Raw genomic sequence first — 24,376 nt, 5'->3', positions numbered from 1 at the left:
TTGTCCTCCTTGTCTCCCCACTTTCTACACCTCCTTTACACAGAAAAAACCATGCTTGATCCATCTTTGTTGCTGCTAGCTTGTACAAACTGTTCAGAAGCGTCACTTAATACTCCTGAAACAACTAGTAATCATTGCGAGCAAACTCTTGAAGAGCAGACAACAACTCAATCAAACTCTGATTTGAGTAATTGCATTAGTGAACTCGAAGGTACTGAGGTGGCTTTTTCATCACCAAATCAGTCGATTAACCAATCGAACTTGAAATTTGGTAGTCAAGGCACAGCTGTTTTCCAACTGCAAACTCAGCTGCAAAAATTAGGATATTATCATGGCGCAATTGATGGTAAATTCGGTGTACTTACTCAAGCAGCAGTTATCAAATTTCAGCAAGAGAAACTATTAAACGCTACTGAGGGTGTTGCTGATACTGACACTTGGAAGGCGCTACAAACACCCCAACCCAAGGTGACGAATACTAAAACTAGCTCTGAAGATGATTTTATTGATCAGAGCGATCGCCACAACATAACTCAAAATCCAAATCCAAACACAACTCAAAACACAATTCAAAACCCAACTCAAAACCAAAATTACCATGTAAATTACTTAGAAGCTGCCCCACGTCAAGGATCTATCTTCTTGCCTCTGGGTGGTTTCATGTTTTTGCTCACAGCTGGGGGATTAGTATTTATTTGGAAGCGTGTGCCAAAATCTCAGCGTGAATGGCAGTTGCTTTTGCAAGGAAGTTCAGCAATTTTCACTTCGGCAATTACCATACCTCGTGAGAAACCCCGCCAGACGCCTAGTGAGATCAACGACTTTGATCAGCCCGTCATTTTAAAACAATCGCGTGTTTGGTCACATGCTATTATTTGGAGCATCGTTGGTGTAACTAGTTTTGCTTTTGTCTGGGCTTGTACAGCTAGAATCGACGAATCGGTTCCCGTACAGGGCAAACTGGAACCCAAAGGTTTAGTCAAAGAAATTCAAGCGCCAGTGGGGGGAGTAATCAACAAAATTCATGTCCAGGAAGGACAAAGAGTTGAAAAAGGCGATCTTTTGGTGAGTTTTGATCCCACAGTTGTTCAAGCAAAATTACGTTCTCTGCAAGAAGTTCGAGCTAGCCTAGTGCGAGAAAACATTTTTTATCGTACCCAGATGCGAACATCGACGGCGAATTCTACAAAAAGAGAATTCCAGATTTCACCGGAGTTAGCATCACTCACAGAAAACCGTGTGGCTTTGGTGCGGGAAAATGAACTTTACCGTGCAGAATTGCTTGGCGCTACAGCAATACGTAACCTGAATCCAGAGTTACGAGAACGTTTTATTAATAGACAAACAGAAAGAGACTCTCGAATTGCCACAGCGAGGCTGGATGTAGAACAATTAGCTAAACAGTTAAATCAAGTGCAAGTTCAATTAGCTAGTGCTAGGGGTAGCCTAGCAACAAATTTAGAAATAGCCAATAATTTAGACGCTTTGGTGAAAAAAGGAGCCTTTGCTCGCTTACCTTATCTAGAAAAGCGGCAAACAGCAGACACTAGTAGAGCCGAAGTTAACCGCCTTGTGCAAGAAGAACAACGTCTGCGGCTGGCGATCGCCCAATCACAAAAGAAATTAGAAAATGCGATCGCTTTATCTAAAGAAGATTTACTCAGCAAAATTGCCGATAATGACAAGCGCATTGCTGAAATTGATAGTCAACTCACCAAAGTGATGGTCGAAAACAAAAAACGCATCCAAGAACTTAACGGTGAAATGAGCGAAATTCTTTCGACTTTAAAATATCAAGAAATCCGAGCCACAACTAGTGGAATTGTTTTTGACCTCAAGCCTCGTAGCTCTGGTTATGTCTACAACACCAGCGAATCTATTCTCAAAATCGTGCCGCCAGAAAATCTTGTTGCCCAAGTTTTTATCACCAACAATGATATTGGTTTTGTTAAAGATGGAATGCCTGTTGATGTGCGAATTGATTCTTTCCCATACACAGAATATAGTGATATTCGAGGTGAGGTAGTTCGGATTGGTTCTGATGCTTTACCTCCTGATCAAAACACTCCATACTCCCGCTTCCCAGCTGAAATTCGCTTATCCAAACAATCCATCGACGTTAACGGTAAAGAAGTACCTCTCCAATCAGGGATGTCTTTGAATGCCAATATTAATGTCCGTAAACGGACTGTAATGAGTATTTTCACAGAAAAATTCTTAGGTAAGATAGAAAGCTTGAAATATACTCGTTAGTTTGTAGTGAGGACTTTAGTCCTCGTTGAGCGCTCAAGCGCTCACTACAAACTTCTACCTTCTGCCTCCAGCATAAGTGTCTTCTTCAAACGGTTGTCAAAATATTTTCTCTGATATTACTGATCAAATCACTGAGGTTATCTGTATTGAGGCGATAACTCAAAGGATGAGCAATTAACCGCGCTGTACTTTCATACAACACCTCAATTTCGACTAAACCATTTTCGCGCAATGTCCGCCCTGAAGAAACTATATCAACGATCGCTTCAGACATGCCTGTGATCGGCCCTAGTTCTACAGAACCATATAGCGGCACAATTTCCACAGGTAAATCTAGACTATGGAAGTATTCACGCGCACAGTTGACATATTTAGATGCAACTCTACCATGAGCAGGTAAATCAAGTGGCGATCGGTAAGGGCTTGATTGCTTTACCGCTACCGACATGCGACAATACCCAAACCCTAAATCAACTAAATGTGCCACTTGCGGTTTTTTCTCTCGCAGGACATCGTAACCTACAATACCCAATTGTGCCTGACCGTATTCTACGTAAACAGGTACATCTTGACCTCTGACTAATAGTCCTTTGGCTTTCCCGTTTGGATCAGTAATTTGTAATTGTCGGTTCCCGGAGTCTAAAAAAGCACTAAAATCTAGCCCTACAGTTTGTAGCAGTTGGATGCTATTTTTAAGAAGTTCACCTTTTGGCAGTGCAACAGTAAGCATAAATGGCGTTAGCAGTCAGCATGATAATAATACAGGAAAGCTGATGGTTAAAGATTAATGGCTGGCCATGCGAATTTTAGTAGTTGATGATGAAATTGAATTGACTGATCCCTTGAGTCGGGTATTAAGTCGTGAGGGATACAGTGTCGATGCTGCTTATGATGGTACAAGTGGTAGTCAACTGGCGCAAACAAGCAATTATGACTTACTGATTTTAGATTGGATGCTGCCTGGAAAAACAGGATTGGAGATATGTCAAGAATTACGCCGTCGAGGCCTTACTACCCCTGTATTATTTCTCACCGCTAAAGATACTCTTGATGACCGGGTTGAAGGTTTAGATGCGGGTGCAGACGATTATTTAGTTAAACCTTTTGAATTGCGAGAGTTACTTGCAAGAGTCCGTGCTTTATTACGACGTTCTGCTTCCCAAACGCCTGAGACTCCTACAGGTCGCTTGTCAGTAGCTGGTCTAGAACTTGATCCAGAAAATCAAGTCGCCTATCGCCAGGGACGAGTAATAGAACTCTCACAAAAAGAAAGTCAGTTACTGCAATATTTTATGGAAAATACTGGCAAGCTACTGACCCACACCCAGATCATGCAATCTTTGTGGCAAGATCACGAACAACCCAGTAGTAATGTGATTGCTGCATTAATACGTCTGTTACGGCGCAAAATTGAGTTACCGGAGGAAACGCAATTAATTCATAGTGTTTACGGTAAAGGATATCGTTTTGGGATATCTAGTGATTAGTAAATAGTTATCAGTTAGCTAGAGACGCGATTATACTCTTACCTTGAAGCCGCTCTTACGAGCGTCTACGCGTCTGTACAGTTATCAAATTTAGCTATTTTTGAAATGTGAATAAGTTACCAAAGGCGCCGATTGTTTTAAAGTTATATCCGGGAACTTTGGTAGTGTAGATACTAAAAATAACAAAGTTCTGACGCTCGGTTGATCTGGCGATCAAATCTTTAATGTTGCTACCTTGAAAAGCTAGTCCTGTTGCTAATCCTGATTTACATGTGTTGCTGGTCAGTTTGTTTATATCTTCCCACAATTTACCTTGTGGTAACTGTGGCCCTTTACAAATAGCGTCTTGAATTTCATTAGTGAGCCGAGCTGCGGCATAGTTAACATAAGTGTTGTGATCAGGGTTAGTAAAAGACATTACACCAGCAACACCAGCAATAGCTAGAAGTATGTATGTGCGTTTCCCTATACCTAAACGATTTTGCAATGATGCTTTCATAAGCTTTTTGTCAAAACAATGCAACTGACTGGTTTGATGTAAATACAGCAGCAGTCACATCTATTTCTGAAATATTGAGCAATTGCTAAGTTAATTCCCTATTCCCTATTCTCCGTTTGCGAGTGCATCTTCTTTAAGAAAATCCGTCACACCCATCTTCAAAACAATGTTGGTGTTTCTGGATGAAATAATCTAAGCAATAAGTTCAGTTTTTTCGTTTTGGCTTTGTTGATTAGACTTTTGCTGAAAAATATGGAATTGCATACTCAGCATACAGTAAACACTACACACTATTTCCCACCAACGTTCTATTTGCTCATAATTAGTGATGCGGAAATCTGACCAACCTATGTAATTTTTACTGTGTTTACAGCCATACTCTAACCAAGTTATTAACCCATAAGGATTCTCCACTGCGGAAGTAATAGATTTTGGTAAATTACTCATTAAAAACAAAGTATAATTTTCGCTTGACTGTTCTTTGTTGTTTGTAATTTGCCAATAGCGAAGTTCTCGACGATTCCCAAAGATAATTTCACGGATGTAGCTTTGTTCTATTTTACCATTACTGAAAATTCGATGAAATTTTTTCCAACTTGTGTATCTAGGTTTTTGAGTGGGTGCCAACCAAAAACCGTGATTACTTCTAATTGCTGTGACAAAATTCAGCTGAAACTGATTGAAAATATGAATTAAGGCGTCATACTCTCCATAGGTAGTATCTGCTAGTACCAAGTCAAATTTGAACCTTCTTTCTTGTAATTCTTCAATGATCTCAGCAATTAATTGAGGCTTTGTTTTAAACGTCTCGCCTGGTTTTAACCTTTTTGGTGGCTTGAAGATTTTAAATATGAGAGGAAAAATTAAACCATCTATAAAAGCATAGGCATTGATGGAAACAATTCCATTTTCAACGGTGCCTAAGTTACCAATATATTGTCTGTCCACATAATCTGTAGTTTTACCTTTCTTTTTATCTCCAGAATCATCAATAATTAGAGTGAAACTCCTGCCCTGCAAAACCTGACGAATAAGAGACAATCTTTGATTTCTTAGTTCTTGTAATTGCCAAGGTGATTCGGTGACAAAATGTAGTAAAGCTTGGTTATTTAACCCCAAATGTTTAGCGATCGCAGGTAAACTTTTGCGATTTATATCAGAAATTAAACCTAAATGCAACCACTTGAAGAACTCGAAACTTCTCACTTCGGGGAAAAGATGTTTGTAGCTTGCACAATAGTTATCAATAAAAGTGATGGTAGTAACTGCTTCCCTGGGCTGCGCCATATTTTGACTCCAGAAAAATAAATATATGCTTATGCAGTAATTTTTTGGTAGCGTCACATAATATAACTAAAGATTACTTACAGTTTTATGAAGCTTTCTTGAAGTAAATAGTTTTTACTTATTCTATTTTTCATAGATATTGATATTATTTGATTGAACATAATAAAAATTTATATTTCTCTCAAAATTTTTACCCACAAATCATACAACACTGAGCTTTGTACGTAAATACACTGATTATAAATTTATCTTTTAATTAAGATGATTCTTGATTAATAAAAAATATACTAATCAAGAATAAATCAATGAAAATACCATTGTTTTAGCTCTGATTTTAGTAACAACCATTTAAGTATATCGCAAAAATCAAGTTAATTAGCGTATAACAACAGCACACGCAACAAGATTTTTTGTTGATTAACGTAATAAAATACAAAATACTTGTTGTCGAGTGCTAGCGATGAATAACTATAATACATAAAAATTCGAGATTGCCGCACTATACAAAATTATTCTTTTGTGCATCATAAATCGATCGTTTCAGAATTTTCTCACCCATTCAACAGCGTTGAAAAATTAAACTGCAATGTCTGAAGTGTCACGTTATACTTATTTTTCTATCAAGGATAAGTATAAATTTTTTTACTGTTTTTTATACTCCTAAAATTTTACGTTCTTTTCTCAAGCAAGTAATTTAATTAAACCACGTCTACTTTGAGAACTGTAGTTTTGTAGGTTGGGTGGAACGGAGTGTAACCCAACCTACATAATGTCCTTTTTGAAAAACTCCTCTTTTCAAGATGGACGAGGTTTAACAATAGCCAAAAACTGTTGAAAGCAATTAACTTAATACAGCCGGCAAATAACAGGTTATTAAAATACTAAATTTCTCATAGTTTTTTATTAGGGAAAGCGCTAGAGTTAGTTTTAACAGTACTGAAAACCGTAGCCATAAACAGGTAAACAGAACAACTAAGTAAAAGAAGTGTTTATGTGAGTATCATCGGTTTAGTGGGTATGCCGATGTCGTTAAGTAAGCGCCCTCCAGAATTATCGAAGATACCGTATGGGGTGTGGATCTGAAATTATTTGAATCAAGAAGTACAAATAATAGATCGAGAAACAGTGTCATAATCCGGTAAAATAACAAGTCTGCAATCAAACAGGATGCTTGCTGACTGGAGACGCGCTTATGGCTCGGATGTATTACGACGCAGATGCAAATTTAGACCTTTTAGCCGGAAAAACTATCGCTATTATCGGTTATGGTTCCCAAGGTCATGCCCATGCCCTCAATCTTAAGGATAGTGGCATGAACGTGATTGTCGGATTATATCCGGGCAGCAGGTCAGCGGCAAAAGCCGAAACTGCTGGGTTAACTGTCAAGAATGTGGCAGATGCAGCCAAAGCTGCTGACTTGTTGATGATTTTATTACCTGATGAAGTTCAAAGAACTGTTTACAAAAACGAAATTGAACCGAATTTAGAACCAGGAAATGTCTTAGCTTTTGCTCACGGGTTCAATATTCACTTTGGTCAAGTTGTACCACCTGCTGAGGTAGACGTGATCATGGTAGCACCCAAAGGCCCAGGACATTTGGTACGGCGGACTTACGAACAAGGACAAGGAGTACCTTGTTTATTTGCTGTCTATCAAAATGCTTCTGGACAGGCACGCGATCGCGCGATGGCCTATGCTAAAGGTATTGGTGGTACACGCGCGGGTATTCTGGAAACTACCTTCCGCGAAGAAACTGAAACTGACTTGTTCGGTGAACAAGCAGTCTTGTGTGGTGGTTTGAGTGCCTTAATTAAAGCCGGATTTGAAACCCTAGTAGAAGCAGGTTATCAACCAGAGTTAGCTTATTTTGAATGTCTCCACGAAGTTAAGTTAATTGTTGACTTGATTGTGGAAGGCGGGCTAGCAAAAATGCGCGATAGCATTTCTAATACCGCAGAATATGGTGATTATACCCGTGGGCCAAGGGTTGTCAACGAACAAACCAAGGCCGAAATGCAAAAAATTCTCCAAGAAATTCAAACTGGACAATTTGCACGGGAATTTGTCCTAGAAAACCAAGCCGGTAAACCTGGGTTTACTGCGATGCGTCGTAAAGAAGCCGAACATCAAGTTGAGGAAATTGGCAAAGATTTACGCGCGATGTTTAGTTGGATGAAGAAGGATTAAATAAGCACATTAAAAGGGAAGCGGGACAAGGGAGACAACTTCTCAGTTATCAGTTAACAGTTATCAAATTAAACTGTTAACTGTTAACTGTTAACTGATTTATGCCCGATCCCCGATCCCTGACTGTAAAACTAACGGAGCCATAATCGTTATTAGTATCCCTACCAGCCAAGAAAGGGATAATATTTTTTGCTGACTTCCGATAATTACTTTGATTTGCCGTAGTGGTAAACTGCGGGCAGAGATATTTCGCCTCAATGTTTGAGTATGATGGCAATGAAAAGCAATTTTGTCTGCTAATCATTGGTATGGCAAGCACGACCCCAACATTCATGCTAAGTAGTCAAAGTAATATAAAAGCAATGCAACAGGAGTATTGTTGATGGCTGGACCCATTGTCCCACCCAAGCAACATCGCAAACGGCTCGTTAGCTGGTTACTCAAAGAAGATCGCAGCGAGAAAGGGGAGCATTTTCAGCATCCTTGGTGGCAGGTGATGTGTCTGACGGGGGTCGATTATTTTTCCACACTTGGTTATCAGCCTGGTATCGCTGCCTTAGCGGCAGGAGTTTTATCTCCTCTGGCTACCTTCATTCTAATTTTGCTGACACTGTTTGGTGCATTACCCATATATCGCCGGGTTGCTGCGACAAGTCCTCATGGAGAGGGATCGATCGCCATGCTCGAAAATCTCCTTCCCTGGTGGCAAGGCAAGTTATTTGTCTTATGTTTGCTTGGCTTTGCAGGCACTGATTTTATCATCACGATCACTCTTTCCGCAGCCGATGCCACAGCCCACATTATTGAAAATCCTCTCATACCAGAGTTTCTACACGGGCAATCAGTCAGTATTACACTTATCTTAATTGCATTGCTGGGTGGTGTATTTTTAAGAGGCTTTAAAGAAGCGATCGGTCTTGCTGTTTTTTTAGTCGCTACATATTTGTTGCTGAACTTAATCACAATCGGTGTTGGTGCATACCAGGTTTTACAACAGCCAATCGTAATTTCTAATTGGCAAACTGGCTTGTTCACCAGTTATTCAAATCCTTTCAGGATGATCGGTGCAGCCGCACTGCTGTTTCCGAAGTTAGCATTGGGATTATCTGGTTTTGAGACTGGTGTAGCGGTTATGCCGTTGGTGAAGGGGAATCAGCATGAAACAGAAGAAAACCCCAGAGGCCGCATTCGTAATACCTACAAACTGCTGACAAATGCGGCGGTAATTATGAGCTTCTTCTTGATTACCAGTAGTTTGGTGACAATTCTACTTATTCCTAGTGCAGAATTTCAAACAGGGGGAAAAGCTAGCGGACGCGCCCTTGCATATTTGGCTCATCTCTATCTGGGCAATGGCTTTGGAACTATTTATGATTTAAGTACAATTTCTATCTTATGGTTTGCTGGTGCATCGGCAATGGCAGGGCTATTGAATATTGTCCCTCGCTACCTACCGCGCTATGGCATGGCACCAGATTGGACACGGATGATCCGACCTTTGGTGTTGGTGTATACAGCGATCGCTTTTGTGGTAACAATTATCTTTAAAGCCAATGTCGAAGCTCAAGGTGGAGCCTATGCAACAGGAGTATTGGTATTAATGACTTCTGCTGCTTTTGCTGTAACTTTAGCTGCTCGAAGTCGGCGAGCAACACGAGGAATATTGTCCTTTGGTGCGATTACACTACTGTTTGTTTATACCACCATTGTTAATATCATTGAAAGACCCGAAGGTATCCAAATTGCTGCCTTTTTTATCGGTGTCATTATTATTACCTCGCTAATTTCACGAGTCTGGCGCTCCACAGAACTGCGAGTCGAGCAAATTGAAATGGACGAAACAGCTCGTCGCTTTATTGCTGAAGAAGAAGAGCATCAAGAAAAGATACGGCTGATTGCAAATCGATTGAGTGAAGGAGATGAACAAGAATACTTTTTAAAAGAGAAGGAAGTACGCGAGGACAACCATATTCCTCAGACAGATTCTGTTTTGTTCCTAGAAATTCAAGTATCCGACGCTTCAGTATTTACTGAGATCATTCAGGTTAAAGGAGTACAGGTCGGTAACTATCGCATTTTGAGAGCTAGGGGTGCTGCTGTGCCAAATACAATTGCAGCTATTCTTTTATATATCCGAGATCAAACTGGGAAACTACCGCACGCCTATTTTGGTTGGATAGAAGGTAATCCGATTCAATACTTATTACGTTTTATCCTTTTTGGTGAAGGGGATATAGCTGTTGTTACCCGTGAAGTGATTCGTAAAGCCGAAAAAGATCCGGAACGCCGTCCCGGTATTCATGTGGGGGGATAGAGTCGGAGGCAAGGAGGACAAGGAGGACTTATCAATTAAAAATTAAAAATTAAAAATTAAAAATTGGTAAGAGGAACAAGGAAGAATTTATTCCAATGCCCAATGCCCAATGCCCGATCCCTTATCCCCGATCCCCGATCCCCTATCCCTTATCTTGCAACTGACAGAGTAATAAACCAAACATCTGGTTTTCGTCAGTCCATACTTTTTGGGGTACTAAACCTTTGGTTTTTAGTTCTTGTTGGATGCGGTTGAGATCGAATTTACGAGAAATTTCGGTGTGGATGGTTTCACCTGGTTCAAAATGAACATTGAGTTTGAGAGTGCGTAATTCGACAGTTTGCGATCGCTTACTTTTGAGATGCATCTCAATTTGATGTTCCAGTTCGTTATAAAATGCCCAATGTGCAAATTGGCTGGTATCAAAATTACCCTCATACCGCCAATTGAGATGTTCTAACATATTTAAGTTAAATGCTGCTGTTACTCCTTGATTGTCGTTATAAGCAGCTTCCAAAATATGTTTTGGTTTTTGTAAGTCTACCCCCAATAAAAAATACTCTCCCACTTGCAGCGCAGCTTTGACTTGAGATAAAAACACATCACACTCTTGTGGATTCAAATTACCCAAAGTGCTACCAATAAAACAAATCATCCGATTGGGTAATTGCTTAGGCTCAATTTCAGCAAGGGCTAATTCGTAGGTTCCTGCCAGTGCATAAACTTGTAATGAGGGATAATCTGCTAGTAGCGACAGCGCACTACTTTCGAGCATACCTGCGCTGACATCTATTGGTAGATAATGCAGAGGTAATCCTTGTTTTTGGTAAGCATCTAGTAATATCCTAGTCTTTGTAGAACTGCCACTACCCAGTTCTACTATTTCACAAGCACCTGTGATTGCTGCAATTTCACTAGCATAGCTTTGTAAAATTTTTGTCTCTGTACGTGTGAGATAATACTCTGGTAATTCACAGATTTGCTCAAATAGCTCCGAACCCCGATCATCATAGAAGTAACGCGGTGGTAGAGTTTTTGGTCTTTGAGTTAGTCCCTTGACTACATCACTTCCAGCATTAGTAGAAATGATCAAAGTTGGTTCGAGCAAACGCTTTATTTGTAAGCGGTCTTCAATGCTATTTTGAAAACTAGGATTACTACTGGCAGGTTTGAACACTGTCATTGCTCCTCTATTGCTTGGTTTGATCGGACACTTTCAGTTGCGATCGCAAAACCTTTGTTAGTGAAACACGAAGAGATACCCAATAACATCACGCCTCAGCTAGATTGACTGAGCTGATGATTGTTGATAAATAGTTGGTTGGAATAAATACCAAACAACAACCAACTATCAACTATTTCAACTATTTCATCGAACACAACGAAAGCCTGCTAAAATTTGGCGCACATCGGGATGATACCAGTTGCGGAAACTACATCGTAGCGCCCAAGGACGAGTAGCCCAGCTACCGCCTTTTAAAACTCGATGTTGATTGTCAAAATAAACTTGGGAGTATCCGATGTATGGGTAATACTGAAAGCCTTCATAGCCATCAAACCAGGTAGCTGTCCATTCCCAAACATTGCCTAAAGTATCATACAAACCATAGGGGCTTTGTCCAGCAGAATAGGCATTGACTGGTGTTGTTTTGCCCATTTTACAATCGTGATTGCAAGATTCAGATGTTGGTTGTGTATCTCCCCAAGCATAGGCGCGCTGGTGATTAGTTTTTGCATCCCAGCTAGCTGCTTTTTCCCATTCGGCTTCTGTGGGTAAGCGCTTCCCGACAAACTCCGCGTAGGCTGCTGCTTCGTAATAACTAACACCACAAACTGGGTGATTTTCCCAAGCTAAATCTTCACGCCAGTACAGAGGTTGCGTGACTTTTGCTGTTTGCAACCATTCCCAGCCAGCTTTTGACCACCATTGAGGATTTTCATAACCCCCATGTGCCATAAATAGCCGATATTGTCCACAAGTCACAGGGTAACGCTCAATTTCATATGTATCTAGATATACCCTATGGGCAGGACGTTCGTTATCCATCGCATCTGGTGAATTGTTACCCATCTCAAATTCGCCTGCGGGGATTTGGATCATTGCTTCTGGCTTTGTTAAGTCAAGTGTCCGAACTCCAGAGTCTACAGTTATTAACTTTTCACACTTGACACTTGACATTTGACGCTTAATTAATTCCAGTACGAAACAAATTATTTCACTGTGTTGGCTTTCGTGCTGAAGCAAAAAGCGCCAAAGAGGTTCTTCTGTTTCTAAATCCGCTACTTCTAAGTAATCAAAAACTTTTGCTCTAACTGTGTCTAAGTAGTAATATATTTCCTCTAAGTTGGGTAATTTGACGCGATCGCATTTAGGTAAACCGTCAGCTGCAAACAGCTTGCGATATTGGGGAAACATACAAGGTAAGCCAGCACTGCGCTCTAGTAACCACAAAGATTCAGTGTAAGCAATATGTCCTAAATGCCAACCTACAGGACTAAAATCAGGATGAGCCTGACGGCGAAAGGTAACTTCATCAATACTCTCAAACAAAGTCAGAGTTTTGGCACGACACTGAGTAAAAGCCTGATAAATTGTTTGTTTGAAACTAGATTTGCTCAATTCTGATATCACAGTCTTCTCCCACACTGATAATGCTATTTTCTGGGCAAGATGTCCAGTTACCTGCAAACAAAGGTTCTGAAGCTAGAATGACTGCATTCGGAAAATCCGGCTCATTGGCTGTCCAGTAGAGAGAGGGAGCAGGTGATTTTGTGTTAAAGCGAGAAGCAACAAGACGATTTCCATCACTGATAATGACATTGGCTGAAGCGTGGGTTTGATGAGTTTGCGCCATCTCTGAGAGTTTGAGCAATGTTGCGTTGAGAGTCTGCTCCAGACTTTTACCTGGGTTAGCTTGCCATAAAGACAGCAACAAAGCAAAGATGTGTTCAGAATCAGTAGTTCCACCAACCCATTGATAAATTTCATCATTTAGCTGCTGGCGAATTGGTAGATACAATGTTCGCCGGAAGTTTTCGATGCGACCATTGTGAATAAATAACAGACGTTGATACTGAAATGGCTGACAGTTACTTAAATCAAGTGCTTGTCCTGCGGTAGCACTGCGAACATAGGAAAGAATACACCCTGACTCCACATAACGGCTGAGACTTGGTAGATTTATATCATTCCAAATCGGCAGCGTATTTTTGTAGGTAAAAGGCTCAGTATTTCTTTGAACATGATACCAACCCACACCGAAGCCATCGGCGTTAACTACTCCAGACAGCATTTCGCGGGGTTGATAGCTCTGGACTACCAGTGAGTGTTCTGGTTCGTACAACAGAGGTTCAAGAGAAACAGGTGAACCAAGGTAGGCTAATAAACGACACATTGTTAAGGAATAAACTCCCAATAACAGTAGAGATTAAGCTTGTTGCCTGAGAATTCCCTGAAAATTATATAAATTTCTCTGGTGTAGCGATCGCTCTATTTTCCTTTTCCAACGAGCGTTACCTACAGGCGATCGCGAGCATCTAAAATCTAAAATCCAAAATCGATTAACTTCCCAATAAAAGCTTAATTGTCAGAAAAAAGTATAATAATTTACTATGATGATAGTTTTTCTTTTAGGTTATTCAGTAGTCTTATTAATATTTGAATAGCTTTAAATAGATATAGCATTCCTAAATCATCTGTGAGAAACAAGATTCCCGACTTATTTGAGGATACAGCTTGCGAATCAGGGGTAACACCCCTAATCAACGATTTTTCGTTATCCCACCAAATGTAGAGACGTAGCAATGCTACGTCTCTACAAGCCAATTTATGGGTGAACGAGGGGTCTGACCCCCTATTCGCCAGCTGTATCATTTGAGAAGTCGGGAATCTAAACTTTGCAATTCTCACAAACCATATAGGATTGCTAGAAAGTATTATATTGTGTTGGAGCGATCGCATTTCTGGGAATTTAAATATTTAAAACTACATGAAGTTTTGTGTTTTGCTTCAATATTTATATTTTTTTGAACTTCCTTTATTGTCTTCCTTGTCTCCCTTGTCTCCCTTGTCCCCGTCTACTACTTCAAATTCCAAGCAGCAAAAGCTAAAGCACACCAACCAGCGATAAATGCTGCTCCTCCTAATGGTGTGATTGCTCCTAAATACTTAATACCTGTTAAACTCAGGGCATATAAACTGCCGGAAAAAATTGCAATCCCAATCACAAACAACCACGCACTTGCTATTAAGCTAGGTGGGGGAGATTTGAGATTAAGTAATAATATTGCTACAGCTAACAACGCTAAAGCATGATACATTTGGTAGCGAGCGCCTGTTTCAAAAATTAAAAGCGATCGCTCACTAAGTCTTTCTCGCAAAGCATGAGAAGCAAAAGCCCCCGCAGCTACAGATAAACCTCCTAAAATAGCTGCCAAACTTAAAAATATTTGTGTCATAGAGTTTCCCAATCAATTCTCTAAAGGTCAAAATGATAGGAAATTCCCCCCTCTTCGCTAATCTTATAGTTAGCATTAAAAACTTTGGCTTGTTCATCAAGATATTGTCTTGCGACTGGTGCAGGTAGATGAGATTGCATTGCAAATTTTAAAAGAGTTATCTGTCCATTATTTTCTTGTAACATCTGATAAAAAGTTGATTGCAAATGTTCACTAACCTGTTGTTCTAGAGCCTTTTTATCTCGACGACTTTGACGAAACAATCCTATTGCTAACCATCCACCTAAAGCAAGCGTAGGAACACCAAATATTAAACCTTGTTTTGCAGTCACATCAAGTACAGCTAAAGCCTCTCTATTAGGAATATCAATTGCTTGATCATCATAAGCTGGAGATATAGGTTTGAGCATATTATATTTATCTATTGCTGCTGATACTGATAAAGTTAAAAACATAAATCCCAGAGTTAGCAGCCAGCCCGCAGCCAATTTTTCACCAGTTTTCATAATTCCTCTTGAGTGAGATAACAGCCATTGTTAATAATAATTGGTGGTTGGTGGTTAGAATTTCTAAACAACTAATAACCAACTACTTAAATATGAAAGTGGTAATAAACGCCACCTTGAGGATTAACATCAAACGTGGCATTAAATTCTTTTGCTTTTGCATCCAAATAGTGTTTTGCTTCGTCACCACTGATCTGGGCTTCCTTAGCAAAAGACAATACGGAAATTGTACCGCTCTTTTCTTCAAGCAGACGATAAAAGATAGATTGGAGGCGATCGCTTAATAACTTTTGGTGTTGTTTACGCAAATTCCATACGAGCCACCCCCCATATGCTACAGCTGGGAAACCCTAAACCTCAAGGGAATGCAACGTATTTGGGGGCGAAAAATCTCAGATTTGGCTTTTGGTGAGTTTCTACAAATCCTAGAATGGGTTGCCAAAAAGAAAAATAAACTAGTTGTTTTCATCGACCAATGGTTTCCCAGCAGCAAGACTTGTTCTAGTTGTGGGCATATTCTAGAAAAAATTGATTTGTCGATTAGAGAATGGCGTTGTCCTTCCTGTCAATCAATTAATGCAAGGGATGAAAACGCCAGTCGTAATATTTGTGCAGTCGGGGCATCGACTGTTGGGTTAGGCAATGTAAGTCGGGCTACGCCTGATATTGCTGTTTGAGCCTAGAATCCCCCGAACAAGCGCGAAGCGGATTCGGGGGAGTATGTCAATTACGGTTTGCTTCCAGTAAGCGGGAGAAATAAAACCGAGTGCGTGTCATTGACTCTCGTTGCACCACAAAACCATTTTTCTCAAGGATCTTGACAACGTCAGCTTCGCGGTGTAAGTATGCACGAGTCGCTTTACTTGGCCCCGGAAAGAAACTCCCTATTTTCTTTAGGATTGTCAAAGCACAGGTTTTGGGAGCAAAACTAAGAATAACCCGCGACTGTGCTAAAGAACAAAGATGAGAAATCATCGCATCTGCTTTTTCTTGGGGATAGTGGATCAGAACATCCAAGCAAATCACCGTATGGTAGCTACCGCTGAGAGTTTCTAGATCCTGAACTGCAAAAGTCAGATTCTCCGGATTTGCCAAGGTTTGAGAAGCTCTTTGTTTACCTTCTTCTACCATTTTCTCAGAAATATCGCTGGCATATATTTTTGCGCCTGCTTCTGCTAAGGGAATGCTGAGACTACCCACACCGCACCCAGCATCACAGATAGATAATCCTGCGAGATTGTCATCTGCTTTTAGCCAGCCGAGTACCTTATCTACGGTTTGTTGATGTCCATTGCGGATATCTAGCTGGACTTTATTGACTTCGCCATCGCCATATATACGTCTCCAGCGATCAAAGCCTGTGGAATTGAAATATTCTTTAACAATGGTTTTATCGTCGGCTGCGTTCATGAAATTCAATTATCGAAGAGTACCCAATGGTTTAAAGTATCATCTATCAGTTATCTGTTAAGTAAGACAGCGCAAATAACAAAAGTTTTGTAGTCAGGACTTTAGTCCTCAAGAAAGGACTAAAGTCCTGACTACGAACTGACTTCAATAATTTTACGTTACTTAACATAGTTTGATTGATTTTTTGGTGTTCCCTAATTGCTGAGTAATCTTTTCCAAGTTAGTTTTTTAGTTGCTTCATCAAATTGCCAACGTAATAATTGTGTAGCAGAAGCACCAACTATACTTGCTGATAAACTGATCGCTTTTCTGGGTGCATCCGTAGCAAGTGCGATCGCCACTTCTACATCACAGATTCCCCACTCCACCAAGTTTTGCACTCCCAGAAGCAACGGTAAAGTTGTCCCTGATAAAGTCCCATCTGGTAGTCGTGCTGTACCATCTTTGACTTCTATTTGTCGAGTATCCCAAGGATAAATACCATCAGGTAAGCCTAAAGGTGACAAAGCATCGCTGACTAGAAAAAGTCCTTTCTCATAATGACTGGCACGCAGTAATATATCTAACATTGTCGGTGCAACATGTTGCCCATCAGCAATAAAACCACACATCACTTTAGGATGAGTAATTGCTGCACCTAATAATCCTGGTTCACGATGGTGTAGTGGTGGCATAGCATTAAAAGCATGAGTCACCATCGTTGCACCCAGTTTAAAAGCTTTTTGTGCTTCTGCTGCTGTCGCTTGTGAATGTCCTAAACTGACGGTGATGCCATTTGAACGTAAGTAAGGAATTACTTCACCCGTTGCATCTAACTCTGGCGCCAGAGTCATAATTTTGACAATATTAGCATAATCACCTAACACCCGTTTGACTTCATCTATCGTCAAAGACAACAAATACTCAGCTGGGTGGGCGCCGCGTTTGTGAAAATTTAAAAATGGCCCCTCTAGATGGACTCCTAAAATTGGGGATACAGGGAAAGTTGCCATAAACTCAGCAATAACCGCTAGCGATCGCTGAATATTTTCTACTGAAGTAGTCACCAAAGTTGGTAAAAAACCATCTACCCCTTCATTACACAAATATTCGCATATTTTTGGCAATAAATCAGAATTTTCTGGTTTTAACTGAGGAAATGCTAAACCTAACGCCCCGTTAATTTGTAAATCAACACCACCAAGCGAAATCCAATCACCTGCAATATCCAACACTTGCAAATCAGGTGGTAGAACTCTTTTAAAGACTGTACCCATTGGTAAGATTTGTTCAATTATGCCTTGGCAATTCACAACAATCATCTGCAAATCTTTGTAACCAGGCACTCGTGCGTTAATAATGTCTATAGGAAAGGGATCAGGGATTAGGGATTGGGGATCGGGCATCGGAATTTACAATTATTTCTGAGTTCGATTTTAGGATGAATCACAAATTACGTAGATAAATGAGATGATAATCTCTACCAAAGGAACCAGAGACTAAAGGTTAAAGGTTAGAGAAGACAAAATTCAAAACAAAAATCCCTAACTTTTAGCCGCTCCCCAATCCCCGCTCCCCAATCCCCAATCCCCAATCCCCAATACCATGACTCAACCTCTTGTCGGTATTATTATGGGCAGCGATTCCGATTTACCTACCATGCAAGGTGCGATCGCTGTTTGTGAAGATTTTGGTGTTGCTGTTGAAGTTGCGATCGTCAGCGCTCATCGTACTCCACAACGGATGGTGCAATATGCCCAGTCTGCTCATGAACGGGGTATTAAGGTAATTATTGCTGGTGCGGGTGGTGCTGCTCACCTCCCTGGTATGGTTGCATCTTTAACCCCGCTACCTGTGATCGGTGTTCCTGTACCTAGCCGTCATTTACAAGGAGTCGATTCTTTGTATTCTATTGTACAAATGCCTGCGGGAATTCCTGTGGCAACAGTAGCAATTGGTAATGCTACAAATGCCGGACTTTTAGCAATACAAATTCTTGCTACCCAACAGCCGGAACTACAAGCAAAAGTACAGAATTATCGTCAAAATTTATGTGATTCGGTAATAACAAAACAAGCTAAACTTGAGCAAATTGGATACCAGCAGTATTTAAAACAGATGTAATTATTTTTAATAACTAAGTTTTAATTTATACGTAGCTTCAAAAAAGCAAAATTAATTTAGTAATCAATTTAGTCTAAAGAATTACAAAAATAATTTGCATCTCACTTGAAAGAAAAGATGTATTTTAAATAACGTCAATTAATTTAAAAAGAATATTCATTTCCATAAAAACTTTAAGATTTTTTAATAGTTATGCAACTTTCTTGCCTAGATTGATACAGCCAAATAATGCAAGTTCTAAGACCGAAATTACATATTTAGCGATGGAACAAGAAAGAAAGATAAATTGTATTTAATGTTACAGATTTTTATAAACTTAAGTTTAAAAATACACTATCAAACGAAATAATTTATTTCGTAATATTCACAAAAATGCTGCGCAGTCTTTATTTTATACAACCTGTAGCTCTATTGCGTAGATACACTTATTGCATCTTTTTCTACACTATATAAGTGTAAATGCCGATAAAAATTTGACAAAAATCATAAGCATCAAAAGACCCTCTTGATTTTATTTGTGTTAATTGTTGAGGCAATGATTTAAATTTTTTTAAACTTTGGTGAGCTAAACTTTACGGTAATTTGATTGAATTTAACAAAAATTTTTTCATTGCTACTGTCATTTTAAATGAGACTTTTTGACAAAATTATGCTTACATCAACAAAACCTATTTTCTTTGTTCAAAGAAAATAAATAGACAATGTAAAGATACTTGACTCTTAATCAAACTACATAATAATAATCTCTTAAGAATGTTTGTAGTATCACCAAAGTTTAGTTGCTACTTCTTGAATATAAATTCGGTTATTTGATTCTCAAATTTATCAAAAACAGCTTGGTAAAGCATTGAGAATCTGCGAGTTTTAAGAGAAACTTGTGTAATAACCAAATAATAAAAAGCACTTGTTTAGCTTTGGGAGAGCGCTCTTTCTGCTTAACGTAATTTTGTCAGTTAACGACGGTTTAGAGCATGATGTTGAAGAACAAAAAAAGATCGACAGCAAAATATAGGCGACAGTCAGCAAACTGGAACGTCAACAAAACGCAATCAAACTCAATTTTCAGTCAATTTTTATGGGTAATCAAGCGCTTGTCTCCCAGTTGGCAAGCTTGTATTCCCTTAGCTTGTTTAATTGTGTTGGCTTGGGGTTATGTAGCAGTTGCTCAAGAAACTCCTGCTGCTGCTGGCCCAACCACAGCCGAATTAAAGGTTGCAATCGACACTTTGTGGGTAGCGATCGCAGCTTTTTTAGTGTTTTTCATGAACGCTGGTTTCTGTATGTTAGAAACTGGTTTTTGCCGTCAGAAAAACGCTGTTAATGTTCTCGCCAAAAATCTCATTGTATTTGCTCTTGCCACCGTTGCTTTTTGGGCAATTGGTTTTGGCTTAATGTTTGGCGATGGGAATGACTTTATTGGCTTGAGTGGATTTTTCTTGCAAGGGGCCGATAACAGTCCTGCAACAGGAGACGCCTACAAAGGAGTATTTAGCGCTCTCAGTTGGACTGGTGTTCCTCTAGCTGCTAAATTTTTATTCCAGCTAGTCTTTGCTGGAACAGCAGCAACAATTGTGTCTGGTGCTGTAGCCGAACGCATTAAGTTTATTGACTTTCTCATTTTCAGCCTTTTACTTGTCGGTGTTTCCTACGCGATCACCGGACACTGGATTTGGGGCGGTGGCTGGTTAGCAGACAGAGGTTTCTTCGATTTTGCCGGTTCTACAGTGGTTCACTCCGCTGGTGGTTGGGCTGCTTTGATGGGAGCCGCATTACTTGGGCCTCGTCTTGGTAAATATCAAGATGGACAGACTGTAGCCATTCCTGGTCACAACATGAGTATAGCCACCTTGGGCTGCTTGATTTTGTGGTTGGGCTGGTTTGGATTTAACCCCGGTTCCGTAATGGCTGCTGATCCTGGTGCGATCACCCACATCGCTTTGACTACTAACATGGCAGGTGCTGTCGGTGGTATAGCTGCTACAATCACAGCTTGGCTGTACCTGGGTAAGCCAGACTTATCCATGATCATTAACGGTATTTTGGCTGGTTTGGTAGGGGTTACTGCATCTTGTGCTTATATCACCATTGGCAGTTCTTTCTTCATTGGCTTAATTGCAGGAGTCCTCGTAGTTTTCGCTGTCACCTTTTTTGACAAAATCAAAATCGATGACCCTGTGGGAGCTGTATCAGTACACCTAGTCTGTGGTATTTGGGGAACTCTAGCAGTTGGTCTATTTGCTGTTGGTCCTGGTGTTTATTCCTGGTACGGTGAGAATCTTGGCCCAGCTAAAGGTCTATTCGCAGGTGGTGGTTTAGGTCAGTTCTTTACCCAGCTACTTGGTGTTCTTTCCGTAGGTGGTATGACCGTTCTTCTCAGTACAATCTTCTTCTTAGTACTTAAGGCCACTTTAGGTATCAGAGTATCTCGTGAAGAAGAGATAGAAGGTTTAGACATCGGCGAACACGGAATGGAAGCCTACAGCGGGTTTGTGAAAGAGGCAGATGCTGGCAGATTTGGTGAGCCAAGTAGCCACAGAGGAATCTCGACATCAGGAGATTTACCGACTACCTTGTGATTGTAAATTGGTTTATTTGTTGTTAATTGATACCAACCCTCTAGTCACTTTGTTTTTGCTCAAGGGGTTGGTTTTTTATTGAAACATGAGTAGAGACGTTGCAGTGCAACGTCTCTACAGGGTTTAAATTATGGCGAAAAATCCTATCCCTTGCAGTATTGCTTCCTAACCCTATGTAAAAATGCTTAAGTCACTTTTTTATTTTGTATTAACTGGATTATTTGAACTAGGTGGTGGTTATTTAGTATGGTTGTGGTTGCGAGAAGATAAGTCAATTTGGTTGGGGATTTTAGGCGGTATAGCTTTAGCGATTTATGGAGCGATCGCAACTCTCCAACCAGCTAATTTTGGTAGAGTTTATGCTGCTTATGGTGGTGTGTTTATTATTATGGCAATGCTTTGGGGTTGGAAAATTGATCAAGTCACCCCTGATTATTACGACCTGATTGGAGCGGGTTTAGCATTGGTGAGTGTTGTGATCATCATGTATGCACCCAGATAGTCAAAATAGGGCGTTGCTGAATTTGGTCATGAATTATGTTTGTATACATATTTGTCTTTGATACGAAATCCTTGTAGAGACGTAGCATTGCTACGTCTCTACATACCCGTGAATTATAAATTCATATCTTGATTCAGCAACGCCAAATTCCTAATAGTTTAGTCAGGTTTACTGCTGATCCAAACGCAACACTGCCATAAAAGCTTCTTGTGGGACATCAACTGTACCTACAGCTTTCATCCGCTTTTTACCTTTGGCTTGCTTCTGCAACAACTTTTTCTTCCGACTAATGTCACCACCGTAGCACTTGGCAAGTACATCTTTTCGTAAAGCGGGAATGTGTTCGCTGGCGATCACTTTACTACCAATAGAGGCTTGAATTGGTACTTTGAATTGGTGACGAGGGATGAGTTCTTTTAACTTCTCAGCCATCGATCGCCCAACACCATAAGCTTTATCACGGTGGACAATCATCGCCAAAGAATCAACCGGCTCGCCGTTGATCATGATATCCAACTTCACCAAAGGATTTTCGCGGTAGCCGATCAAGTGATATTCCATACTCGCATAACCACGCGATCGCGATTTCATCTGATCAAAAAAGTCAGTGACGACTTCTGCTAAAGGTAATTCGTAAGTCAGCGTCGTACGTCCTTGGGTGAGATACTTCATATCTTTAAACACACCACGTCGGTTTTGTGATAATTCCATCAGAGTACCAACATAAATCTCTGGTGTAATCATTTCTACCTTGACGTAGGGTTCTTCTATTTTTTCCCGTTCGTTGGGAGAGGGTAAGTGGCTGGGGTTATCGATGTAGAGTACTTCACCTTTATTAGTGGTAACACAGTAAACTACGGAGGGGGCAGTAATAATTAAGTCTAGGTTGTATTCTCGTTCTAGGCGTTCTTGCACAATTTCCATGTGCAGCAATCCCAGAAAACCACAACGGAAACCAAAACCCATGGCGCTGGAAGTTTCTGGTTCATAGTGGAGGGCTGCGTCATTAAGTTTTAGCTTCTCTAACGCTTCTCGCAAATCCTCAAACTGATCTGCATCAATGGGAAACATGCCACAGAACACCATCGGGTTTGCTTCTTTGTACCCAGATAAAGCATCAGTAGCCTTGGCATTAGTGAGAGTAATCGTATCACCAACACGGGCATCAGCCACAGCTTTAATCGCAGCTGCCAAGTAACCTACCTCTCCGGCGTGTAAGTCAGTAACTTGCTTTTGGGTGGGAGAAAGTACACCTAACTCGTCAATTTCGTATTCCTTACCAGACGCCATTAAGTAGATGCGATCGCCTTTCTTCAAATTTCCATCCATCACCCGGAAATATACAATCACACCCCGGTAGCTATCATAGTAGCTATCAAAAATCAAGGCCCTTAGAGATTCATTTACTGTATTTCGTGGCGGTGGAACACGCTCTACAATCGCTTCCAAAATTTCATCAATACCAATTCCCTCTTTCGCAGAAGCCAGAATCGCACCGCTACAATCCAAGCCAATAATTTCTTCGATTTCCCCAATTACCCTGTCTGGTTCTGCTCCCGGTAAGTCAATTTTATTCAACACCGGGATAATTTCTAGGTTATGTTCTAGTGCCAAATAAACATTCGCCAAGGTTTGTGCTTCTACACCTTGGGAAGCATCTACTACCAACAATGCGCCTTCGCAAGCTGCTAGACTTCGAGATACTTCATAAGAAAAATCCACATGACCAGGAGTATCGATTAAATTCAATACGTACTGCTCACCATCTTTGGCCGTGTAGTTCATCCGGGCTGCTTGCAGCTTGATGGTAATGCCGCGCTCCCGTTCCAGATCCATATTGTCGAGGAACTGTTCTTTCATGAGTCGGTTGTCCACCGTGCCAGTGACTTGCAGCAAGCGGTCAGCAAGAGTAGATTTGCCGTGGTCAATGTGAGCAATAATACAAAAATTCCGAATACGAGCTGCGGGAACGTCAGTCATAATACTTTTTTGCTTTAGCAGCAACCAAGGTTAAACAGCAATATACTTAACGTATTTTAATGGTTTCTTCGCTCAGACGGTGCAATTGAAGGAAAAGGTTAAGAGGGAATAGGGGACAAGGGAGACATATCAATTAAAAATTAAAAATTAAAAATTGAGAAGGGAAAAAGGGAAAAAAGGTGAGAATAACCAATGCCCCATGCCCAATGCCCAATGACAAAATATAAAGGTCTATCTATAGCATCTGGTATTGATCAGTTGGGAGCGTACAATAAACATCTAGAACTGCAAAATGCAGACAACAAAAGCTAGATTGCAGATCATAATTGCCCGGAGCCGAAACAAGCTTTTTACAAAGCCTTTGACAAACGAATTGAGAGTATATCAACATGAATATGAAAGATAAAATTACCGATGCGGAAGAATCTCCAACCGATAAGGTAGAAATAGCAGTTCGACTAGACTCTGAGTTGGTGGAGCAAATTCGCCATTTAACCAACGACCCCAGTAAAGTAATTGAAGTGGCGATTCGTCAGTGGTTGCGAGGTGAAGTTCCTAGAGACGATGAACTTACGCGCAATCCTCGGCGGATGCCTGTACCACCACGAGGTGAATGGAATGATTAGTAAAATAAGGCAATCCCAATGAAGGCATGAAAATATGACTCCTCCTACACCCCTACACCCATTTTCAAGCTAAAAGGCTAGAAAGTTTAATTTATGAGCTTTTTAACCTTTTTAATTAGATAATTATTTATACCTAACGACATTAGGTAATGAAAATAGCTGTTTAGTGAGGATTAAAAGGTGTAGA

20 protein-coding genes and 1 pseudogene are annotated in these 24,376 nt (G+C 40.4%); 9 read left to right on the top strand and 12 right to left on the bottom strand.

All coding sequences use genetic code 11. From position 1 onward, the window contains the following. The first annotated feature begins 51 nt into the window (after positions 1-51). Complete coding sequence (locus ACE1AT_RS30110) at positions 52-2,253, top strand: HlyD family efflux transporter periplasmic adaptor subunit (protein ID WP_374874810.1); 2,202 nt, start codon at positions 52-54, stop codon at positions 2,251-2,253. Positions 2,254-2,338: 85 nt separating this feature from the next. On the opposite strand, the gene hisG is transcribed toward ACE1AT_RS30110, so the two are convergent. Next, entirely contained in the window at positions 2,339-2,983 is a 645-nt protein-coding gene (gene hisG, locus ACE1AT_RS30105) for an ATP phosphoribosyltransferase (protein ID WP_374874809.1), read from the bottom strand. A 67-nt stretch (positions 2,984-3,050) separates the two neighbouring features. On the opposite strand from hisG, the gene rppA reads away from it, so the two are divergent. Next, positions 3,051-3,740 (top strand): two-component system response regulator RppA, encoded by a 690-nt coding sequence (gene rppA, locus ACE1AT_RS30100; protein ID WP_374874808.1) that lies wholly within the window; start codon positions 3,051-3,053, stop codon positions 3,738-3,740. Between the two features lie 94 nt (positions 3,741-3,834). Here rppA and ACE1AT_RS30095 read toward each other — a convergent pair whose 3' ends face one another. Further along, positions 3,835-4,239 (bottom strand): DUF4359 domain-containing protein, encoded by a 405-nt coding sequence (locus ACE1AT_RS30095; protein WP_374874807.1) that lies wholly within the window; start codon positions 4,237-4,239, stop codon positions 3,835-3,837. A 192-nt stretch (positions 4,240-4,431) separates the two neighbouring features. Beyond that, positions 4,432-5,526, bottom strand: coding sequence for an IS701 family transposase (locus ACE1AT_RS30090; RefSeq protein ID WP_374874806.1), 1,095 nt, complete (start codon positions 5,524-5,526; stop codon positions 4,432-4,434). 1,192 nt (positions 5,527-6,718) lie between these two features. On the opposite strand from ACE1AT_RS30090, the gene ilvC reads away from it, so the two are divergent. After that, positions 6,719-7,714, top strand: a complete 996-nt coding sequence (ilvC, locus tag ACE1AT_RS30085) for a ketol-acid reductoisomerase (protein WP_374874805.1) — start codon at positions 6,719-6,721, stop codon at positions 7,712-7,714. 382 nt (positions 7,715-8,096) lie between these two features. Next, positions 8,097-10,028 carry an amino acid transporter gene (locus tag ACE1AT_RS30080; protein WP_374874804.1) on the top strand — a complete coding sequence of 644 codons (1,932 nt, stop codon included), beginning with the start codon at positions 8,097-8,099 and terminating at the stop codon, positions 10,026-10,028. Between the two features lie 142 nt (positions 10,029-10,170). Here the strand turns inward: ACE1AT_RS30080 and egtD are convergent, their stop codons facing one another. The 6 genes from egtD to ACE1AT_RS30050 all read right to left on the bottom strand — a co-directional run bounded on the left by egtD (position 10,171) and on the right by ACE1AT_RS30050 (position 15,300). Continuing rightward, on the bottom strand, positions 10,171-11,211 hold the full coding sequence (gene egtD, locus ACE1AT_RS30075; RefSeq protein ID WP_374874803.1) for an L-histidine N(alpha)-methyltransferase: 1,041 nt from the start codon (positions 11,209-11,211) through the stop codon (positions 10,171-10,173). A 186-nt stretch (positions 11,212-11,397) separates the two neighbouring features. Then, positions 11,398-12,660 carry an ergothioneine biosynthesis protein EgtB gene (egtB, locus tag ACE1AT_RS30070; protein WP_374874802.1) on the bottom strand — a complete coding sequence of 421 codons (1,263 nt, stop codon included), beginning with the start codon at positions 12,658-12,660 and terminating at the stop codon, positions 11,398-11,400. Next, positions 12,635-13,423 (bottom strand): ergothioneine biosynthesis protein EgtC, encoded by a 789-nt coding sequence (gene egtC / locus ACE1AT_RS30065; RefSeq protein ID WP_374874801.1) that lies wholly within the window; start codon positions 13,421-13,423, stop codon positions 12,635-12,637. Before egtC ends, egtB begins: the two co-directional genes overlap by 26 nt. 685 nt (positions 13,424-14,108) lie before the next feature. Next, positions 14,109-14,486, bottom strand: a complete 378-nt coding sequence (locus ACE1AT_RS30060) for a DUF423 domain-containing protein (protein WP_374874800.1) — start codon at positions 14,484-14,486, stop codon at positions 14,109-14,111. Positions 14,487-14,506: 20 nt separating this feature from the next. After that, positions 14,507-14,992 (bottom strand): hypothetical protein, encoded by a 486-nt coding sequence (locus ACE1AT_RS30055; protein WP_374874799.1) that lies wholly within the window; start codon positions 14,990-14,992, stop codon positions 14,507-14,509. Between the two features lie 86 nt (positions 14,993-15,078). Beyond that, the gene (locus ACE1AT_RS30050; protein ID WP_374874798.1) at positions 15,079-15,300 is read right to left on the bottom strand and encodes a hypothetical protein; all 222 of its coding nucleotides are present in this window, start codon (positions 15,298-15,300) and stop codon (positions 15,079-15,081) included. A gap of 33 nt (positions 15,301-15,333) precedes the next feature. On the opposite strand from ACE1AT_RS30050, the pseudogene ACE1AT_RS30045 reads away from it, so the two are divergent. Then, positions 15,334-15,669 (top strand): annotated as a pseudogene (locus tag ACE1AT_RS30045) (RNA-guided endonuclease InsQ/TnpB family protein); the annotation flags it as partial. Positions 15,670-15,715: 46 nt separating this feature from the next. Here the strand turns inward: ACE1AT_RS30045 and bchM are convergent. After that, a complete protein-coding gene (gene bchM / locus ACE1AT_RS30040) occupies positions 15,716-16,402 on the bottom strand; it encodes a magnesium protoporphyrin IX methyltransferase (RefSeq protein ID WP_374874797.1) in 687 nt (228 codons plus the stop codon). Positions 16,403-16,596: 194 nt separating this feature from the next. After that, the gene (nagA, locus tag ACE1AT_RS30035; protein ID WP_374874796.1) at positions 16,597-17,787 is read right to left on the bottom strand and encodes an N-acetylglucosamine-6-phosphate deacetylase; all 1,191 of its coding nucleotides are present in this window, start codon (positions 17,785-17,787) and stop codon (positions 16,597-16,599) included. Positions 17,788-17,986: 199 nt separating this feature from the next. Between nagA and purE the strand changes: the two genes are divergently transcribed. The 3 genes from purE to ACE1AT_RS30020 all read left to right on the top strand — a co-directional run bounded on the left by purE (position 17,987) and on the right by ACE1AT_RS30020 (position 21,583). Further along, positions 17,987-18,505, top strand: coding sequence for a 5-(carboxyamino)imidazole ribonucleotide mutase (gene purE / locus ACE1AT_RS30030; protein ID WP_374874795.1), 519 nt, complete (start codon positions 17,987-17,989; stop codon positions 18,503-18,505). A gap of 974 nt (positions 18,506-19,479) precedes the next feature. Next, a complete protein-coding gene (locus tag ACE1AT_RS30025; RefSeq protein ID WP_374874842.1) occupies positions 19,480-21,081 on the top strand; it encodes an ammonium transporter in 1,602 nt (533 codons plus the stop codon). Between the two features lie 181 nt (positions 21,082-21,262). Next, positions 21,263-21,583 (top strand): YnfA family protein, encoded by a 321-nt coding sequence (locus ACE1AT_RS30020; protein ID WP_374874794.1) that lies wholly within the window; start codon positions 21,263-21,265, stop codon positions 21,581-21,583. Positions 21,584-21,751: 168 nt separating this feature from the next. Here the strand turns inward: ACE1AT_RS30020 and lepA are convergent, their stop codons facing one another. Further along, positions 21,752-23,563: a translation elongation factor 4 gene (gene lepA / locus ACE1AT_RS30015; protein ID WP_374874793.1), complete on the bottom strand. Its 1,812-nt coding sequence runs from the start codon at positions 23,561-23,563 to the stop codon at positions 21,752-21,754. A gap of 389 nt (positions 23,564-23,952) precedes the next feature. Here lepA and ACE1AT_RS30010 point away from each other — a divergent pair, with 389 nt between their 5' ends. After that, on the top strand, positions 23,953-24,189 hold the full coding sequence (locus ACE1AT_RS30010; RefSeq protein ID WP_374874792.1) for a hypothetical protein: 237 nt from the start codon (positions 23,953-23,955) through the stop codon (positions 24,187-24,189). Positions 24,190-24,376 lie beyond the last annotated feature (187 nt).

It is taken from the genome of Pelatocladus sp. BLCC-F211, from assembly GCF_041928655.1.
Taxonomy (GTDB): Bacteria; Cyanobacteriota; Cyanobacteriia; order Cyanobacteriales; family Nostocaceae; genus Pelatocladus.
The sequence above is the reverse complement of the archived record's forward strand: the minus strand, read 5'-3'. Positions and strand labels throughout refer to the sequence as shown.

Excerpts from the sequence above, each read along its gene's own strand:
- nagA (WP_374874796.1), bottom strand. The coding sequence starts at position 17,787 with ATGCCCGATCCCCAATCCCTAATCCCTGATCCCTTTCCTATAGACATT.
- bchM (WP_374874797.1), bottom strand. The coding sequence starts at position 16,402 with ATGAACGCAGCCGACGATAAAACCATTGTTAAAGAATATTTCAATTCC.
- lepA (WP_374874793.1), bottom strand. The coding sequence starts at position 23,563 with ATGACTGACGTTCCCGCAGCTCGTATTCGGAATTTTTGTATTATTGCT.
- ACE1AT_RS30095 (WP_374874807.1), bottom strand. The coding sequence starts at position 4,239 with ATGAAAGCATCATTGCAAAATCGTTTAGGTATAGGGAAACGCACATAC.
- ACE1AT_RS30055 (WP_374874799.1), bottom strand. The coding sequence starts at position 14,992 with ATGAAAACTGGTGAAAAATTGGCTGCGGGCTGGCTGCTAACTCTGGGA.
- egtC (WP_374874801.1), bottom strand. The coding sequence starts at position 13,423 with ATGTGTCGTTTATTAGCCTACCTTGGTTCACCTGTTTCTCTTGAACCT.
- egtD (WP_374874803.1), bottom strand. The coding sequence starts at position 11,211 with ATGACAGTGTTCAAACCTGCCAGTAGTAATCCTAGTTTTCAAAATAGC.
- purE (WP_374874795.1), top strand. The coding sequence starts at position 17,987 with ATGACTCAACCTCTTGTCGGTATTATTATGGGCAGCGATTCCGATTTA.
- rppA (WP_374874808.1), top strand. The coding sequence starts at position 3,051 with ATGCGAATTTTAGTAGTTGATGATGAAATTGAATTGACTGATCCCTTG.
- ACE1AT_RS30090 (WP_374874806.1), bottom strand. The coding sequence starts at position 5,526 with ATGGCGCAGCCCAGGGAAGCAGTTACTACCATCACTTTTATTGATAAC.
- ACE1AT_RS30110 (WP_374874810.1), top strand. The coding sequence starts at position 52 with ATGCTTGATCCATCTTTGTTGCTGCTAGCTTGTACAAACTGTTCAGAA.
- ACE1AT_RS30020 (WP_374874794.1), top strand. The coding sequence starts at position 21,263 with ATGCTTAAGTCACTTTTTTATTTTGTATTAACTGGATTATTTGAACTA.
- ilvC (WP_374874805.1), top strand. The coding sequence starts at position 6,719 with ATGGCTCGGATGTATTACGACGCAGATGCAAATTTAGACCTTTTAGCC.
- ACE1AT_RS30080 (WP_374874804.1), top strand. The coding sequence starts at position 8,097 with ATGGCTGGACCCATTGTCCCACCCAAGCAACATCGCAAACGGCTCGTT.
- ACE1AT_RS30025 (WP_374874842.1), top strand. The coding sequence starts at position 19,480 with ATGTTGAAGAACAAAAAAAGATCGACAGCAAAATATAGGCGACAGTCA.
- ACE1AT_RS30060 (WP_374874800.1), bottom strand. The coding sequence starts at position 14,486 with ATGACACAAATATTTTTAAGTTTGGCAGCTATTTTAGGAGGTTTATCT.
- ACE1AT_RS30010 (WP_374874792.1), top strand. The coding sequence starts at position 23,953 with ATGAATATGAAAGATAAAATTACCGATGCGGAAGAATCTCCAACCGAT.
- hisG (WP_374874809.1), bottom strand. The coding sequence starts at position 2,983 with ATGCTTACTGTTGCACTGCCAAAAGGTGAACTTCTTAAAAATAGCATC.